This window comes from Drancourtella massiliensis, from assembly GCF_016900655.1.
GTDB classification, from domain to species: Bacteria; Bacillota; Clostridia; order Lachnospirales; family Lachnospiraceae; genus Sellimonas; species Sellimonas catena.
This window is the reverse complement of the sequence record NZ_JACJKH010000005.1, coordinates 119,274-136,827: the sequence shown is the minus strand read 5'-3', so window position 1 is coordinate 136,827 and position 17,554 is coordinate 119,274. Positions and strand designations below refer to the sequence as shown.

The following is a 17,554-nucleotide window of genomic DNA, read 5'->3' as shown; positions in this document are numbered from 1 at the left end:
CGAAAGGGGTTTAGTTCATGGCGGTAGTAGATATTGGAATTGACCTGGGGACAGCGAGTGTCCTTGTATATGTGAAAGGAAAAGGCGTTGTGCTCAAGGAGCCGTCCGTAGTTGCGTTTGACAGAGATACAAATGAGATCCGCGCAATCGGGGAAGAGGCAAGACTGATGCTTGGAAGAACACCGGGCAATATTGTAGCGGTACGTCCTCTCAGACAGGGCGTGATTTCAGATTATACGGTTACGGAGAAGATGATCAAATATTTTGTGCAGAAGTCGCTTGGAAAGCGTACATTCAAACGCCCTCGTATCAGCGTCTGTGTACCGAGCGGTGTAACAGAGGTTGAGAAAAAGGCTGTGGAAGAGGCGACATTCGCGGCAGGCGCAAGAGAAGTGCATCTGATCGAAGAGCCGGTTGCAGCGGCAATCGGGGCAGGTATCGACATTTCCAAAGCATGTGGAAATATGATTGTAGATATCGGAGGAGGCACATCGGATATTGCGGTGATCTCTCTTGGCGGTACTGTTGTCAATACATCACTGAAAATTGCGGGAGATGACTTTGATGAGGCGATTGTGCGTTACATGAGGAAAAAGCACAATCTTCTGATTGGAGAACGTACCGCAGAAGATATCAAGATCCGGATAGGCACGACTTATCCGCTGGTGGAGGACGAGACGATCGAGGTGCGGGGACGTAACCTTGTTACGGGTCTTCCAAAGACGGTAACGGTTTCTTCTTCGGAGACAGAAGAAGCTTTAAGAGAGCCGACAAGTCAGATCGTGGAAGCTGTAATTGGTGTGCTGGAGAGAACACCTCCGGAGCTTTCAGCAGATATTCTCGACAGAGGAATTGTTCTGACAGGAGGCGGTTCCCTGCTCAGAGGCCTGGAAGAGCTGATTGAAGAGCGGACAGGCATCAATACAATGACAGCGGAGGATCCGATGCAGGTTGTTGCGATCGGAACCGGTCAGTTCGTAGAATTTATGAGTGAGAACAAAAAGTTTCATGTATAGAAGTCAAAACAGAAGGACTGCTGCGGGAAGAGGATTACTTTCGCAGCAGTCCTGTTGCTTTCCGCCGGTTGCATGACAAGAGGCTGGCGGTATTGAAGGTGAATACAAATGGAGGAAACAGGTGGAAAAGATAACGGGATACATTGACCATATTATTTTCAGAAACGAGGAAAATGGTTATACGGTATTTCAATTTCATAATGAGAACGGGGAAGTAACCTGTGTCGGGAAATTTCCGTACATTGGGGATGGGGAATTTCTGGAACTGGAAGGAGAGTATGTCATGCATCCTTCTTACGGGCTGCAGCTTCAGGTGACAGGGCACAAGGTAAAGGAGCCGGAGGACAGGGAATCCATTGAGCGGTATCTTGGATCCGGTGCTGTGAAGGGGATCGGGCCTGCGCTTGCAGGAAAGATCGTTGCGAAATTTGGAGAAGATACATTCCGCATTATGGAGGAAGAGCCGGAGCGGCTGGCGGAAATCAAGGGAATCAGTGAGAGAAAGGCCCGGGAAATCTGCGTACAGGTAGAAGAAAAGAAAGACCTCAGACAGGCAATGATTTATCTGCAGAAATACGGGATTTCCATCAATCTGGCAGTCAAGATCTATCAGAAATACGGACTGGGAATTTACAGCATTCTGGAAGAAAATCCATACAGACTGGCAGATGATATTGAAGGAGTCGGATTTAAAACGGCAGATGAGATAGCATTCAGAATCGGAATTCATACGGATTCAGATTTCCGGATTCAGAGCGGGATTTTTTATACACTGCTTCAAAGTGTACAGGAAGGTCATGTATATCTGGAAGAAAAGGTGCTTTCAGCAAAAGCGGCACAGCTTCTGGAAGTGGAGATTACAGATATTGAGAAGTATCTGATGGATCTTGCGATGGAAAAGAAGGTTGTCCTGAAGCAGGATGAAGAGCAGGTCCGCGTATATCCGGCAAAGTACTATTACATGGAGATGAATACGGCACGGATGCTCAAAGAACTGAATATCCGGTACGAGGAAGACGACAGTCTGATCCGGAAACGGATTGAAAAGCTGGAAAAGCAGAATGAGTCCACGCTGGATGAAAGACAGAGAGAAGCGGTGGCAGAGGCGGTAAAAAACGGTATCTTTATCCTGACAGGAGGGCCGGGAACCGGAAAGACAACCACGATCAATGCCATGATCCGCTATTTCCTGAGTGAAGGGATGGATATCCGTCTTGCCGCGCCGACAGGACGCGCCGCCAAAAGGATGACAGAGACGACCGGATATGAGGCGCAGACAATTCACCGCCTTCTGGAAGTCAGTGGAAATCCTGAGGAGACAGGGAAAGGAGGATTCGGGAGAAATCAGGAGAATCCTCTGGAAACAGATGTGGTAATTATTGATGAAATGTCCATGGTGGATCTGCCTCTGATGCATGCGCTTTTGTCTGCGGTGATCCCGGGGACAAGACTGATTCTTGTAGGAGATATCAATCAGCTTCCGTCGGTGGGTCCGGGAAAAGTGCTCAAGGATCTGATCGATTCCGAAGTATTTCCTGTCATGATGCTGACCAGGATTTTCCGGCAGGCACAGGAAAGTGATATTGTCGTCAATGCGCATCGGATCAACGCGGGACTGGAAGTACGGCTTGATAATAAGAGCAGAGATTTTTTCTTTTTAAAAAGACAGGATGCAGATGTTATTATCAGCGTGATCCTGACACTGATCCAGAAAAAACTTCCGCGGTATGTGGATGCAAAAATGACAGATATTCAGGTACTGGCGCCGATGAAGAAGGGGCTTCTGGGAGTGGAACGGTTAAACCGGATTCTGCAGCAGTATTTAAATCCGCCGTCCCCTAAAAATCAGGAAAAGGAATATGGGGAAAAAATATTCCGTGTCGGCGATAAAGTGATGCAGACGAAAAACAACTATCAGCTGGAATGGGAGATTGCCACAAAATACGGACTGGTTGTTGATAAAGGGATCGGAGTTTTCAACGGAGATATAGGTATTGTGACGGCCATTCATACATATGATGAGACTGTGGAAGTGGAGTTTGACGAAAAACGTAAGGTAAAATATCCATTTAAGCTGCTGGATGAACTGGAGCTTGCCTATGCGGTTACCATCCATAAATCTCAGGGAAGTGAGTATCCGGCGGTTATTATTCCGCTTCTCTCGGGACCAAAACAGCTTTATTGCAGGAATTTATTGTATACGGCAGTTACAAGAGCAAAAAAATGTGTTACACTTGTAGGAAGCGATACTGTTTTTCAGGAAATGATTCGAAATGTTGAAGAGCAGAAGCGGAACACTTCTCTCTCGGAGAGGATCCGGGAACTATCGTAGGGAAAATCAGAACAAAAACAGCATGAAGAATATATGGAAACTGCTTTATCCGGATGTCTGCCCGTTCTGCGGAAAGGTGAACGCGAAGGGGCCGTGTACAGACTGCCTGAAAAAACTTTCATGGATAAAAGAACCAATGTGCAAAAAATGTGGGAAACCGGTCGGGGATGAACAGACAGAGTACTGCAGGGACTGCCGGGAGAGAATTGAGGATGGAAACTGCTGGTTTGACAGAGGGAGGAGTCTCTGGACGCACCGGCCCCCGGTGAGCGGCTCCATCTATCAGTTCAAGTTTAAAAACCGCAGGGTATATGCCCGGTATTATGCGGAAACAATGAAAGAACGTCTGGGAAAGCAGATTCAGAAATGGAAGGTACAGGCGATCCTTCCGGTTCCGATGGATAAGTGGAAGAAAAGAAAACGTGGTTACAATCAGGCGGAAATTCTGGCAGAAGAACTTGGAAAACTTACCGGAATTCCGGTGGAAACCGGACTGATCCGAAAGCGGAAGACGTCAGACGCTCAGAAAAGTCTGAACAGACGCGGAAGAGCACATAATCTGGAAGGAACTTTTCGGGTTGAACGAAAAACCGGACTTCCGGAACGGGTACTTCTTATTGATGACATCTATACGACGGGCAATACGGTCAATGAGGCCGCAAAAACACTGAAGAAATCAGGAGTCAGGAGGGTGTTCTTTTTGACGATAAGTATTGGACAAGATATTTGATTTTTGATATACTGAACATAGTTTTCTGAGGATAGGAAGGTGGAATATGGTTAACGAAGAAAAAGTAAAGCTGATGAACAAAATGGCTCTATATGAGGAAAAATATGGAAAAGAAGATTTTAAAATTGCTTCCTATTACAAAAAAGATTATATCAGCTATCAGACGATTATTACTGTGATCTGGGTTACGATAGGATATGTAGTTCTGTTTGGAGTGTTTGCGGCCGCTTTTATGGAATCCTTTCTGAATGAGGCAACTTTGATAAGCATAGTTCTGATTATGCTGGCGGCTGTTGCGCTATATCTGATTCTTGCTGTTTCTTACGGGCTTTTTGCTTCCAGGTTTTACCAGAAGAAGCATATCAGGGCAAAGGGGAGAGTAAAGCGCTATGTCCGTATGCTGACTCAGCTGGAGAAATTTTACGGTAAAGAAAGGAAGAAAAAAAATGAGTAATTTATTTGTCCTGAAGGAGCAGCTGCAGGCCTTTTACGCGAAATACTCAAAAGAAGTAGATAAAATCGTACAGTTTCTGCTTGCTTTTATTGTATTTTATCTTGTTAATTCCAAGATTGGTTATATGGAGGCTGTGGCAAATCCGCTTGTTACTTTGATACTGGCTCTGATCTGTGCGTTCCTTCCGGGGACACTTACCGTACTGGTGACAGCGGTGCTGATTTTAATTCACGTATATGCCCTGTCGATGGGAGTTATGATTGTGACGGCAGCTCTGTTTGCAGTAATGTTCATTTTCTATTTTCGTTTTACACCGGAAAAGTCGATGATTGTCCTTCTTGTTATGGTCGCATACTTTTTCAAGATTCCGTTTGCGGTTCCGATGGCATTTGCGCTGATGGGAACGCCAATCTGTATCATTCCGATTTTTTTCGGTACACTGATCTATTCCATGATCAATTATCTGGAAATGTCGGCAACAGCTGTAACGGGGGCAAGCGGAATGGCAGGAGAGATGACCTTGTTTGCCACACAGATCCTGCAGAATAAAGAAATGTGGATTTACATCGCATCATTTGTTGTGGCGTTTCTGGTTGTCTACACACTTAGAACAAGTGAGTTCGATCAATCATGGAAAATCGGCGTGGCAGCCGGAGCAGTGGCCGACATTATCGTCATCGTTGCAGGAAGCATCGTCTTCAGTGTACAGATTGATTATGTGACATTGATTTTCGGAAATATTATTTCGGTTCTTCTTGCCCTGATTCTGGAGTTTTTCATTTTTTCTGTCGACTATTCCAAGGCAGAAAAATTTCAGTACGAGGATGACGAATATTACTATTATGTTAAAGCGATACCAAAGGTATCTGTTGCTGTTCCTGAAAAACGGGTGAAAAAGATCAGCAGACGAAAGACAGATTCCAAAAAGAATGAGAACAAAAACCGGGATACAAGGATCGAAGAAATAGAAGAAGCTTCCCCGTCTCCGGCGGAAAAAACTACAGAGAAGACCTACATACCGGGGATGACAGAAGAGATGCTTCTGGCCAAGCAGCTTCAGGAAGAAATGGATCTTGAGAAGCTGCTGAAAAATGAATTGGACGATAAAGACGAATCTAAATAGCAAAAGAAAAAAGGGGATAACATGGGTGAGTATAAGATGATGGGAGGTGACAGGAATGAACAGCAGATTTTTTGAAGCTATGAGAGGATATTTTCCGGACTGGTATCTGCCGGATATTTACTGGACGGATATTGTGGAAATTGTGATTGTAGCGTTTCTGATCTATCAGATCATGGTCTGGATCAAAAACACAAAGGCATGGATGCTGCTAAAGGGAATTCTGGTCCTTGCTGTTTTCATTCTTGTCGCAGCCATATTGAAGATGAATACCATTTTGTGGATTGCAAGGAACAGTGTATCGATCCTTGCGACCGCGACGATTGTGGTTTTCCAGCCGGAGCTTCGCCGGGCGCTGGAAAAGCTTGGGGAAAAACGGTTCCTCACAGCGATTGTGCCGCTTGACAAGGGGAAAGAAAACGAACGGTTCAGCAGCAGGACGATCGATGCGATTGTGGAAGCATGCTTCGCCATGGGAAAAGTAAAGACAGGAGCACTGATTGTAGTGGAGCAGGCGATCCGTCTGACGGAGTATGAAAGTACCGGAATCTATATGGACTGTATTGTATCTTCCCAGGTTCTGATTAATATTTTTGAGCATAATACCCCGCTGCATGACGGTGCAATTATTGTAAGGGAAAACCGGATTGTTTCCGCGACCTGTTACCTGCCGCTCTCAGATAACATGGAGATCAGTAAGGAACTGGGGACACGGCACAGAGCTGCTCTTGGAATGAGCGAAGTCAGCGACGCGCTGATCATTGCGGTATCCGAGGAGACCGGATACGTGTCTGTAGCACAGGGCGGACAGCTTGTAAGAAATGTGACTCCGGAATATCTTAAGGAGAGTCTGATCAAGATTCAGACGAAGAATACGGAAAAGAAAATAGCGAAACTGTGGAAAGGAAGGCGGAAACATGAAAAAGAAACTGACTAAAAACCTCCCTCTGAAGCTGTTGTCGCTTGCACTTGCCGTATTTTTATGGGCAGTCGTTGTAAACGTTGACGATCCGGTTACATCCGTGCAGTTTTCAAATGTACCGGTTGAAGTACTGCATCCGGAGGTTGTGACCAGTAAAGGAAAGACCTATCAGATTGAAGATGAAACAGATACGGTCCGGGTGACAGTAAGGGCCAAGAGGTCTGTCCTGCACAGCATGACTGTTTCTGACATTAAAGCATCTGCGGATATGAAAGAGATGTCTCTTGGTTCACAGGTTCCGATTGAGGTGTCGATACCGGGATTTGAATATGTGGAGGCATATTCTAGTCCGAGAAATCTGCAGGTAACGATCGAGGATGAAGCACAGAATACATTCCCGATTACGCCGACAACAACAGGAAGCGTCAGAGATGGATACGTGCTGGGAGAAATTAAAGCAGATCCGGAGAAAGTAAGAGTCAATGGACCGAAGTCCATCATCGATCAGATTGACAAGGTGGTTGCTGAAGTAGATGTAACCGGACTGGCAGAAGATACGACACTTCAGTCCAAGCTGGTATTCTATGACGCGGAAGGAAAGACAATCGATAATACGCTGCTCACACTTCAGGATCTGAGAGATGAGAACGATGTAAGTGTTCAGGTTGAGGTGAGAAATACAAAACGACTCCAGCTGGAGTTCGACACATCATCCATCAGGACGGCTGACGGATACATATTTACAGGTATCACGACAGAACCGACGGAGGTTCAGGTATCAGGAAGTTCAGATGTACTTGAAGATCTTGACAAGATTGAGATCCCTGCAAGTGCTTTGAACATTCAGAATCTGAACAGTAAAGAGGAGGTTGTGGTTGATATTACCCCGTATCTCCCGGATGGCGTGGAGCTGATTGATAAAAATGCCGGAGCGGTTGTCGTCACAATAGGAATTGAAGAGGAAGGAAGCAGGACTCTGGAGATGCCGACAGGATCCATTGTCGTGAACAATCTGCAGGAAGGTCTCCGCTATTCCTATGTATCCGGCAACAATCTGGAGATCAAGGTTCAGGGAGATCAGGAACTCCTGGATTCTCTGGAACTTGGAGAAGGCAGTCTGTCAATTAATCTTGTCACATATCGAGAGCCGGGAGAATATGATGTACCGGTGGAAGTAAGACTGCCGGAAGGATGTTCACTGGCGGAAGATGTTGTCATCAAGGTCAGGCTGGAACAGGTTGAAAACGAAGAAAGTGAATAACTGGAGGGAATACTATGGTTAGCCGGAAAGTAGTTGTAAGCAATCCTACGGGACTTCATCTGAGGCCCGCAGGACTGTTCTGTAAGACTGCGGTTGAATTTCGGTGCAGTGTAAAGTTCCGTACGAATAAAGGCGAGAGCAATGCAAAAAGTGTTCTCAGTGTTCTTGGAGCCTGTGTGAAATGCGGAGATGAACTGGAGATCATCTGTGACGGAGAAGATGAAAAACAGGCACTTGAGACAATGGTGGCACTTGTTGAGAGCGGACTGGGAGAATAGAGACAGAAGAATGAGGAGTGTGATTGGAATGCTGAATTATCAGAGATACAGGAGGGTGCCGGTTGTTCCGTATCCAGAACGGACCTGGCCGGATAAACAGATCGAAAAAGCACCGGTATGGTGCAGCGTGGATTTAAGAGATGGAAACCAGGCATTGATTGAACCAATGGTTGTAGAAGAAAAAATAGAGATGTTTAACCTGCTTGTCAAACTTGGGTTTAAGGAGATCGAAGTAGGATTTCCGTCTGCTTCCCAGATTGAGTATGATTTTCTGCGGAAACTGGTGGATGAAAATCTGATTCCGGATGATGTATGGATTCAGGTGCTTGTACAGTGCAGAGATCATCTTGTGCAGAGAACATTTGAGTCTCTCAAAGGAGTGAAGAATGCGATCGTACATATCTACAACTCTACGTCCACCCTTCAGAGGGAAGTTGTATTCAAAAAGGGAAAAGAAGAAATTAAAGAAATTGCCCTTGATGGAACAAGGATGGTAAAAAAATACGCGGAGGACTTTGAGGGGAATTTAAGGCTGGAATATTCCCCGGAAAGCTTTACCGGAACAGAACTTGATTATGCTCTGGAAGTGTGTGAGGCTGTTCAGAAAGAATGGGGAGCGACAAAAGAGAAACCTATCATCATTAACCTTCCGGCTACTGTGGAAATGACAACACCGAATGTGTATGCAGATCAGATTGAATGGATGAACCGCCATTTCAGCGACAGGGAAAGCGTGATTCTCAGCATTCATCCGCATAATGACAGAGGAACCGGTGTTGCCGCGACCGAGCTCGCACTCCTCGCAGGAGCAGACAGAGTGGAGGGAACGCTTTTTGGAAACGGAGAGAGAACAGGAAACCTGGATATTCTCACCGTTGCTTACAATATGTTCTCACAGGGTATTAATCCGGAGCTGAATATCGAAAATGTGACAGAGATCAAAGAAGTTTACGAAAGATGCAGCAAGATGGATGTTCCGATGCGTCATCCATATGCCGGAAAGCTGGTGTTCACTGCATTTTCAGGTTCTCATCAGGATGCCATCAACAAAGGTATGCAGGCAATGCATGAGAAGAATCAGGAATGGTGGGAAGTACCGTATCTTCCGATTGATCCATCCGACATCGGAAGAGAATATGAGCCGATTGTCCGGATCAACAGCCAGTCAGGAAAAGGCGGTGTAGCGTTTGTGATGGACAGCGAGTTCGGCTACAAGCTTCCGAAAAGGATGCACAAAGAGTTTGCAGATGTAATCCAGAAGATTGCGGAAGAACAGGGTGAAGTTGCACCGGCAACCATCATGGAAGTATTTGAAAAAGAATATCTGCGGAAAAAGACACCGTATGAATTCATTCGGGCAAAGGCAGAAGATGTGGCTGAAAATGAGACAGAAGTAGAAGTAGTATTCATGGCAGGTGAAGAATTAAAGAGTGCAAAAGCAGTAGGAAACGGTCCGCTTGCCGCACTTAAAAAGCTGATGGCAGACGAAACCGGCATGGATTTCACACTGGTGGATTATTCACAGCATGCACTGAGCAAAGGATCCGAGGCAAAGGCAGCTGCTTATATCTGTCTGCATGATAACCGCACCGGAAAAGAAACATACGGAGTTGGTGTCAGCGCCAATATTACGAGAGCAGGCTTCCGCGCATTCTTCAGCGCAGTTGACAGACTGATTGAAAATTAAGATAAAGGGCAGGATATCCTGTCCTTTTTATATTACCAAAAAAGAAACGGGCGGGCGTGTCGGTAGACAATCATCGAAAAATTCAGTATAATGAAGAAAAATCTTAATTTATAAAAGGAGAAAAAGTGATGAGCAGAGCAGCTTTAGTGATTATGGCGGCCGGTATCGGCAGCAGATTTGGCGGAGGGATAAAACAGCTGGAACCGGTAGGGCCAAATGGGGAAATCATTATGGACTATTCAATCCGGGATGCCGTGGAGGCCGGATTTGACAAAGTTGTATTTGTCATTCGAAAAGACCTGGAAAAAGATTTCAAAGAGGTCATCGGGGAACGGATTGAAAAACAGATTCCTGTTGAATATGCTTTTCAGGAGCTGGATGACATTCCGCAGGAATTTCAGGAAAAATTCCAGGGAAGAACAAAGCCTTGGGGAACAGGGCAGGCAATTCTGGCATGCCGGGGTAAGGTAACAGAGCCGTTTCTTGTTATCAATGCAGATGACTTCTACGGAAAAGAAGCATATGTGGAGGCATATCAGTATCTGAAAGAGAAAAAAGAAGCATCAGGAAAAGAGCCGATCTGCATGGTTGGATTCGTACTGAACAACACCTTGAGTGAAAACGGGGGAGTGACAAGGGGTGTCTGTGAGGTCGATGAAAACGGACATTTGACAAACATTGTGGAGACGCACAATATTATCAGAAAAGGAGAAAAGGCTGAGGCGGAAGACGGAGCAAAAGAGCTGGAGCTTGATGTTCCGGTATCCATGAATATGTGGGGACTGCAGCCGGAATTTCTGGATATTCTGGAAAAGGGATTTCATGAATTCCTTGAAACAACAAAAGCAGATGATCTGAAAGCAGAATATCTGCTTCCGACCATTATCGGAGGACTTCTGAAAGAGGGCAGGGCAGAAGTCACCGTGCTGAATTCAAAGGACAAGTGGTTTGGAGTCACTTATAAAGAGGACAAGGAAAGTGTGGTGAATGCTATCAAAGAACTGATTGAAAAAGGAATTTATTAAGGAGTAAAGAGTTATCAAAGGAAAGAGAGAGGGATCAGGAATGAGAAAAATGATGAAGTGCGCAGCAGCGTGGGTACTGGCGTTTGCGGTTGCACTGACGGCGGTTCCGGTGGCCTATGCAGAGGATGCGGCCGGAAATCCGGAGACAGAGAATACAGTACAGGATGAAGCTGTGAAAGAGGCAGCCACAGTGGATCAGGAGTCCCTGAACGACCAGGCAGGACAAGATGATCAGAATCCGGATTCTACGGAAGGAAGTGTTCTGGAAATAGAAAACGAGAAGGCAGGAGCAGAAGAAAATGCGGCACAGCAGACAACGCCGGGCGAAGGAGTAGAGACTGAGAATCCTGCAGCAGTGGATCCGGCAGTGGAGAGTGAAGAGCAGACGCAGCCGGCGGAAGAGGCGCAGGCGGAGGCTGTACAGCAGCAGACAGAGGCGGATGTACAGGAAAAAGCGGCGCTTGAGAACGAGCAGGAGGCTGTGCTGCCGGAGCTTACCTATCGAACCCATGTGCAGGATATTGGCTGGCAGAGTTGGAAGAAGGACGGAGAGATGGCCGGAACCAGCGGGCTTTACAAGCGGCTGGAAGCAATTGAGCTGAAGCTTTCAAAAAGCGATTATGAAGGAAGCATTGAATATCAGACCCATGTACAGAATATCGGCTGGCAGGGCTGGAAACGGGACGGACAGCTGTCCGGAACCCAGGCAAGAGCGCTTCGGCTGGAAGCCATCAGGATCCGTCTGACCGGGGAAATCGCGGAGTATTATGATATATACTATCGGGTACATATTCAGAATTATGGATGGCTTCCATATGTAAAGAACGGGGCGGCAGCAGGAAGTGAGGCCTTTGGACTCAGGCTGGAAGGCATCGAAGTCAAACTGGTGAAAAAGGATGAAGGCACGGCACCGGCTGTCGGATATGGTTTTTTGAAAAATGTGCTTTATTATTCCGGCCATGTCCAGACACTTGGAAATGTAAAAGAGGTTAAATCCGGAAGCGTTCTGGGAACAGTAGGACAGTATAAGCGGATGGAGGCTCTTTCTCTCCGGTTGAAAGGGATGAACGGATACGCATCCGGAAATATCCGGTATCAGGCGCATGTACAGAATATTGGCTGGCAGGGCTGGAAACAGAACGGAAGCAGTGCCGGAACAACCGGAAAGGCGCTGCGCCTGGAAGCGGTTCAGATTCAGCTTGACGGTGAAATCGCTCAGATTTACGATGTGTATTATCGGGTACATGTTCAGAATTACGGATGGCTGGGATGGGCTAAGAATGGAGCCGTATCAGGAACAAGCGGATTCGGCTACCGGATGGAGGCTATCCAGATTCAGCTTGTACCGAAAGGATGGAAAGCCCCGGGCTCTACAGCGCATGCTTATCTGAAAAAGTATACGAACAATGAACTGACCTATTCCGGACACGTTCAGAACGTGGGAAACGTAGCGGCAGTAAAGGGCGGTGCCACACTTGGAACCGTTGGAAAAGGAAGAAGGCTGGAAGGTTTTTCGATCAACCTGAATGATTCCGCAGATGGACTGGCGAAAGGAAGTATCCAGTACCGTGCCCATGTACAGGATATCGGCTGGCAGGGCTGGAAACAGGAAGGGACTCTTGCCGGAACAACCGGACAGGGAAAACGGATGGAGGCCGTTCAGATCAGACTGACCGGCGAACTGGCTTCCTACTATCACGTATATTATCGGGTTCATTCACAGTATTTCGGATGGCTGGGCTGGGCTAAGGATGGAGAGTCTGCCGGAACGAGCAGCCTGTCTCTGAGAATCGAAGCCATTCAGATTAAACTGGTGCCGAAAAAAGACAGTCAGAGTGCCTATCAGACAGGAAAGGCATACTATAATACGTATCGCTATCAGAATCCAAAGCAGTACCTCCAGATCAGACATGTGCAGAAGACGTTAAGCGGCGGCGGATATAATCTGAGCAGAGGATACATGGGCCTGAAAGTCTGGTATGTACAGAGAAAACTTGGACTTTCCGGAAGAAGGGCAATCATGGACTCCACGACCATCAACGCTGTAAGGAATTATCAGAGAAGGAACGGTCTTTCGGCGACAGGTGTGGTCGATCTGGCAACCTGGAAAAAGATGGGATATTCCGAGTCTGCATGGTATCATCTTGGAGCATACGCAAGTCCTCTGAAGACGAATCCGGCAAGCACACGCAGTGACTGTATCGAGGCGATGATCAGTACAGCGTACCAGTATCTTGGCAATCCATATATTATCGGAGCTTCCGGAGATCCAAATCACGGGCTGGACTGCAGCGGCCTTGTCATGCAGGCACTGTATTCCGCAGGAATTGATCCGGCTCCGGTGAGTCCGATCCGCCATTCAAGACCGGGATACGAATATGAATGCAGGAATTTATGGAATCTCCCGATGAAACATGTTCCGTATTCACAGCGGCAGAGAGGAGATCTGATATTCTATAAGAGCGCAAATGGAACGATTATCCATGTGGCGATTTATCTCGGAAATAACAGGGTGATTGAGTCCTGGCCAAATAAAGTAGTAGTATGGCCGGTTCAGAATTCACACCGCTCCCTGATTGCAGGGGTCGCAAGACCATTTGTATAGGGAGACGGAAAATGAGAAAGCAGAAAAAACGGTTCATAGCGTGTATTCTGGCTCTGACACTGGCAGGAGGACAGCTTGTTCCGGCATCGGCCGCCGGAACAGACCAGATGCCGGAACAGGAAAAGACAGTTGGTACTGTGGAAGAAACGCAGGAAAATCAGGAGACAGATCTGACGGATCAGGGAGACATGGCAGAATCCGGTGAAAATCCGGATATGGATCCGGCAGAAGACGCAGATGCCCCGGATTCTGTTCAGGATGATACTGACAGCAGCCAGGATGATGCTGGAAGCACTGAGGAACAGGACCCGGAAGCCGGAGCAGGTGAAGAGGAAGCTGGCAAGACAGGCGGGGAAACAGAGACTCTTCCGGATGGAGAAATCCCGGAAGACATAGATGAAACAACTCCGGATATGGATGCAGAAGGTCAGACAGAAGAAGCGGCAGAGGAAGAGCAGGATCTGCTGACACAGAGTCTGGAAGAACCGGTTGCAGGCGTGTCTTATCAGATATCCGGACAGAGTAATATGGAAAAACCCGTGATGGACGGTGCTGTGGCGGGCCGGCCGGGATCCGGACAGAGAATAGAGGGGATTTCCATAAAGCTTTATACAAAAGAAGGGGAGGAACAGCCTGCCGGAGGAATCCGGTACCGGGCCCATGTGCAGAATATCGGCTGGATGGACTGGGTCAGTGATGACGATTATGCCGGAACAAAGGGACAATCCCTTCGCATGGAAGCGGTTCAGATTGAACTGACCGGTGAAATAAAAGAGAAGTATGACGTGTATTATACAACCTATGTCCAGAACATCGGCTGGCTCGGCTGGGCGAAAAACGGACAGAGTTCCGGAACAGAAGCTTTTTCACGGCAGGTCGAAGCAATTCGGATCTGCCTGGTGGAGAAAGGAAGCGAAGCGCCTGGAGAAAATCAGGGATATTTTGTAAAAGGACTTCCATCTTCCGCATTATCCGCCACAGCACATATTCAGACATACGGCGACCGGACGACAACGGGTTCTGGAAAGTTGATTGGAACGACCGGAGAGAAAAAGCGGATGGAAGGTCTAAGGCTGACTATAAAAGGAGCCGGGGAATCAGGTTGTCCGTCCGGAGGAATCCGGTACCGCGCCCACGTCCAGAATATCGGCTGGCAGGGCTGGAAACAAAATGGTGAACTGGCAGGTACGAAAGGAAAGTCGCTCAGAATGGAAGCGATCCAGATTGAGCTGACGGGAGAACTTGCCAGATATTATGATGTATACTATTCTGTTCATGTTCAGCAGCTTGGGTGGCTTGGCTGGGCGAAAAACGGTGAGAGCGCCGGAACCGAAGCTTTTTACTATCGGATGGAGGCAATGAAAATCTGTCTGGTCAAAAAAGGTGATCCGGTACCGGGAACAGCCGGAAATGCGTTTTGTAAAGGGTACAGCACGGGAAATCTGAAGTATTCCGGTCATGTGCAGAATATCGGGAATACCCGTGAAGTCACAAATAATCAGATTCTTGGTACGGTCGGGAAGAGTCTTCGGATGGAAGCTTTGAAAATCCGGTTGACGAATGCAGCCATGAATGGAAGATCCGGAGGAATTCAGTACCGCGCCCATGTGCAGAATATCGGCTGGCAGGGCTGGAAACAGAATGGAGCCCTTGCGGGGACAACCGGCAGGGCGCTTCGTATGGAGGCGGTTCAGATTCAACTGACCGGAGAGATCGCAAAGTACTACGATATTTACTACCGTGCCCATGTCCAGAATTTTGGCTGGCTTGGGTGGGCGAAAAATGGTCAGAGTGCCGGAACGACAGGATACGGATATCGTATGGAGGCACTCCAGATCCAGATGGTTCCCAAAGGAGGAAATGCTCCGGCAAATTCAGGATACTATAAACAGTATACGGGGAAGAAGTCATTAAATGTACCTTTGACCTATCAGAATCCAAAGTATCCGAACGGGTGTGAGGCAATCTCTTTATATATGGTACTTCGGTATTATGGGTATATGCTGACGACAAATGATGTCTGTAATAAATATCTTCCAAGAGGGCCGCTTCATTCCACAAATCCATATGCGGCCTATATGGGGAATCCGGGCTCACTGACAGGCGGTTATGGATGCTGGGCCCCGGTGATCTGCCAGACGGCGGCGAACTATTTCAAGGCGGTCAACGTGAAAAACAGATCTGCCAAAAATATTACCGGAACATCGCTTGAAGGACTGTTTCAGTATATTGACAAGGGAATGCCGGTTGTTGTGTGGGGAACCCTCAATATGGGAAGTACGACATGGTTCCGGGCAGGAAGAAAAAATGGTGTTACCTTTTACTGGCCGTCCAGAGCCCACTGTGTCGTTCTGACCGGCTATGATAAAAACAGAAAAGTGGTAAAAGTCAATGATCCTATCCGGGGAAAAGTAGAATACAGCTTTTCGAGTTTTGAAAAAGCGTATAGGACCATGAACAGAAATGCAATGGTAATACAGTAAACGAGGAAAACAAGGAGTAATCTTTTACGGGATTCTCCTTGTTTTTTATTTTCACAAAAATTTCAGAAAATTGATAAATGAAGAAAAGTATGACAATACATTGGAAAAGATAAAGGCTTAGAAAGGATTTTGAGAAAAAAGTGTTACAAAATTATTACAAGATAAGAAATTTTTAAGGTCTAAAAACTTGCGGAAAGTATGGAAATCTTATATAATATAGGAAGTTTGTAGACCAGAGAGGTGTTTTATGAAACGAGAACTGAAAAAATTTGAGTCAACCATGTGGCTGTGCATCAAATTGTTGCTATATATTTTATTGATGGGCACCTTTATGTTTATTATGTCCAGAGAAAATAAGGCTCTCGGCGTACTTTCCAGAACGATGGGAATTACGTTTTCCACATACTGCATTGTAGGGCTTTTGTTTCTCAGCATTTACGGCAAGTATGATGTAGGCCGGAGAAAGAGTAAACCGATCATCTATTCACTTTCTCTGGCTGTTTTGTTCACGGATATTGTGACGTATATTCAGCTGATGATTATGAATACGATTACTCCAAGCATTTATGCATTCCGGCTCGACAGCATCGGGTCTCTGATTTTGAGTTTTATTGTTCAGGTCATTATTATTATCATCTTTGCGTATGCCGGAAACGGACTGTTTTTTACGATTCACAAGCCGGAGAGCTGCTGTATCGTAACATCTTCTCAGGAAAGCCTTGATAATATTGTAAGAGGAATTCTGAAATATAAAAAACAGTATAAAATCGACTATATCATGGACTATAGAGATAGACATCTTCTTGAGACGGTAAAGAAAGCCGATACCGTGTTTATTCATGACGTTCCGCTTGAGGTCAGAAGTAAAATAGTAAGATTTTGTTATAAGTATAAGATCAATATTTATTTTAATCCGGAAATCGAGGATATTGTTGAGATGAGTGCCAAATACTATCTTCTGGACGATGTTTCCGTTCTGAATGCCAATGTCAAAGCCTGGACGATGGAACAGCGTGTTATGAAGAAACTTCTGGATATGTCTCTTGCGATTGTTCTTGGAATTGTAACTTCTCCAATCTGGATTGTCAGTGCAATTGCGATCAAAGCATATGATGGAGGACACATTTTTTTCAAGCAGAAGCGTGCGACATTAAACGGACGTGTTTTTGAAGTGTACAAATTCCGGACGATGAAAGAAAATGTAGAAAATCACTCTGTAACAGATGACGATGACCGGATTACCAAACCGGGAAGAATTCTGAGGAAAATCCGGATGGACGAGCTGCCTCAGCTGATCAATATCTTAAAAGGGGATATGAGTTTTGTAGGACCTCGTCCGGAGATGCTGGAAAATGTGGAGGCGTACGAGGAAGAACTTCCGGAATTCCGTTACAGACTCCGGGTGAAGGCGGGACTGACCGGATACGCGCAGATTGCGGGGAAATATAATACATCACCAAAAGACAAGCTGATCATGGACATGATCTATATTGAAGAATTCAATATTTTGCGCGATATTCAGCTGATTTTCCAGACGGCGATTGTCCTTCTGAAATCGGACAGCACGGAGGCGTTCCGGACAGGCGAAACAAGTCAATATATTTTTAAAGAAGCAGAAGAAACGGAAGCGGAGGAATAACA

13 protein-coding genes are annotated in these 17,554 nt (G+C 46.3%); all 13 read left to right on the top strand.

Going from position 1 to position 17,554, the window contains the following annotated elements; all coding sequences use genetic code 11:
- Nucleotides 1–17: 17 nt before the first annotated feature.
- The 13 genes from H6A32_RS04375 to H6A32_RS04315 all read left to right on the top strand — a co-directional run bounded on the left by H6A32_RS04375 (nucleotide 18) and on the right by H6A32_RS04315 (nucleotide 17,552).
- Nucleotides 18–1,016: a rod shape-determining protein gene (locus tag H6A32_RS04375; protein ID WP_087168366.1), complete on the top strand. Its 999-nt coding sequence runs from the start codon at nucleotides 18–20 to the stop codon at nucleotides 1,014–1,016.
- Between the two features lie 121 nt (nucleotides 1,017–1,137).
- Nucleotides 1,138–3,348: an SF1B family DNA helicase RecD2 gene (gene recD2 / locus H6A32_RS04370; RefSeq protein WP_204863832.1), complete on the top strand. Its 2,211-nt coding sequence runs from the start codon at nucleotides 1,138–1,140 to the stop codon at nucleotides 3,346–3,348.
- 22 nt (nucleotides 3,349–3,370) lie between these two features.
- Nucleotides 3,371–4,078: a ComF family protein gene (locus H6A32_RS04365; protein WP_204863831.1), complete on the top strand. Its 708-nt coding sequence runs from the start codon at nucleotides 3,371–3,373 to the stop codon at nucleotides 4,076–4,078.
- Nucleotides 4,079–4,124: 46 nt separating this feature from the next.
- The gene (locus tag H6A32_RS04360) at nucleotides 4,125–4,532 is read left to right on the top strand and encodes a hypothetical protein (RefSeq protein WP_087168364.1); all 408 of its coding nucleotides are present in this window, start codon (nucleotides 4,125–4,127) and stop codon (nucleotides 4,530–4,532) included.
- Nucleotides 4,525–5,655 carry a hypothetical protein gene (locus tag H6A32_RS04355; RefSeq protein ID WP_204863830.1) on the top strand — a complete coding sequence of 377 codons (1,131 nt, stop codon included), beginning with the start codon at nucleotides 4,525–4,527 and terminating at the stop codon, nucleotides 5,653–5,655. Before H6A32_RS04360 ends, H6A32_RS04355 begins: the two co-directional genes overlap by 8 nt.
- Before the next feature lie 55 nt (nucleotides 5,656–5,710).
- Nucleotides 5,711–6,589: a diadenylate cyclase CdaA gene (cdaA, locus tag H6A32_RS04350; RefSeq protein ID WP_204863829.1), complete on the top strand. Its 879-nt coding sequence runs from the start codon at nucleotides 5,711–5,713 to the stop codon at nucleotides 6,587–6,589.
- Nucleotides 6,570–7,835 (top strand): CdaR family protein, encoded by a 1,266-nt coding sequence (locus H6A32_RS04345; RefSeq protein WP_118635796.1) that lies wholly within the window; start codon nucleotides 6,570–6,572, stop codon nucleotides 7,833–7,835. Before cdaA ends, H6A32_RS04345 begins: the two co-directional genes overlap by 20 nt.
- A 14-nt stretch (nucleotides 7,836–7,849) precedes the next feature.
- Nucleotides 7,850–8,113, top strand: a complete 264-nt coding sequence (locus H6A32_RS04340; RefSeq protein WP_087168360.1) for an HPr family phosphocarrier protein — start codon at nucleotides 7,850–7,852, stop codon at nucleotides 8,111–8,113.
- A 28-nt stretch (nucleotides 8,114–8,141) separates the two neighbouring features.
- Nucleotides 8,142–9,800 carry a 2-isopropylmalate synthase gene (leuA, locus tag H6A32_RS04335; RefSeq protein WP_087252532.1) on the top strand — a complete coding sequence of 553 codons (1,659 nt, stop codon included), beginning with the start codon at nucleotides 8,142–8,144 and terminating at the stop codon, nucleotides 9,798–9,800.
- Nucleotides 9,801–9,928: 128 nt separating this feature from the next.
- Nucleotides 9,929–10,825: a nucleotidyltransferase family protein gene (locus tag H6A32_RS04330; RefSeq protein ID WP_087168358.1), complete on the top strand. Its 897-nt coding sequence runs from the start codon at nucleotides 9,929–9,931 to the stop codon at nucleotides 10,823–10,825.
- Nucleotides 10,826–10,865: 40 nt separating this feature from the next.
- Nucleotides 10,866–13,430 carry an NlpC/P60 family protein gene (locus H6A32_RS04325; protein ID WP_204863828.1) on the top strand — a complete coding sequence of 855 codons (2,565 nt, stop codon included), beginning with the start codon at nucleotides 10,866–10,868 and terminating at the stop codon, nucleotides 13,428–13,430.
- Between the two features lie 11 nt (nucleotides 13,431–13,441).
- Entirely contained in the window at nucleotides 13,442–15,913 is a 2,472-nt protein-coding gene (locus tag H6A32_RS04320) for a C39 family peptidase (RefSeq protein ID WP_204863827.1), read from the top strand.
- 247 nt (nucleotides 15,914–16,160) lie between these two features.
- On the top strand, nucleotides 16,161–17,552 hold the full coding sequence (locus H6A32_RS04315) for a sugar transferase (RefSeq protein WP_087168355.1): 1,392 nt from the start codon (nucleotides 16,161–16,163) through the stop codon (nucleotides 17,550–17,552).
- Nucleotides 17,553–17,554: the final 2 nt, after the last annotated feature.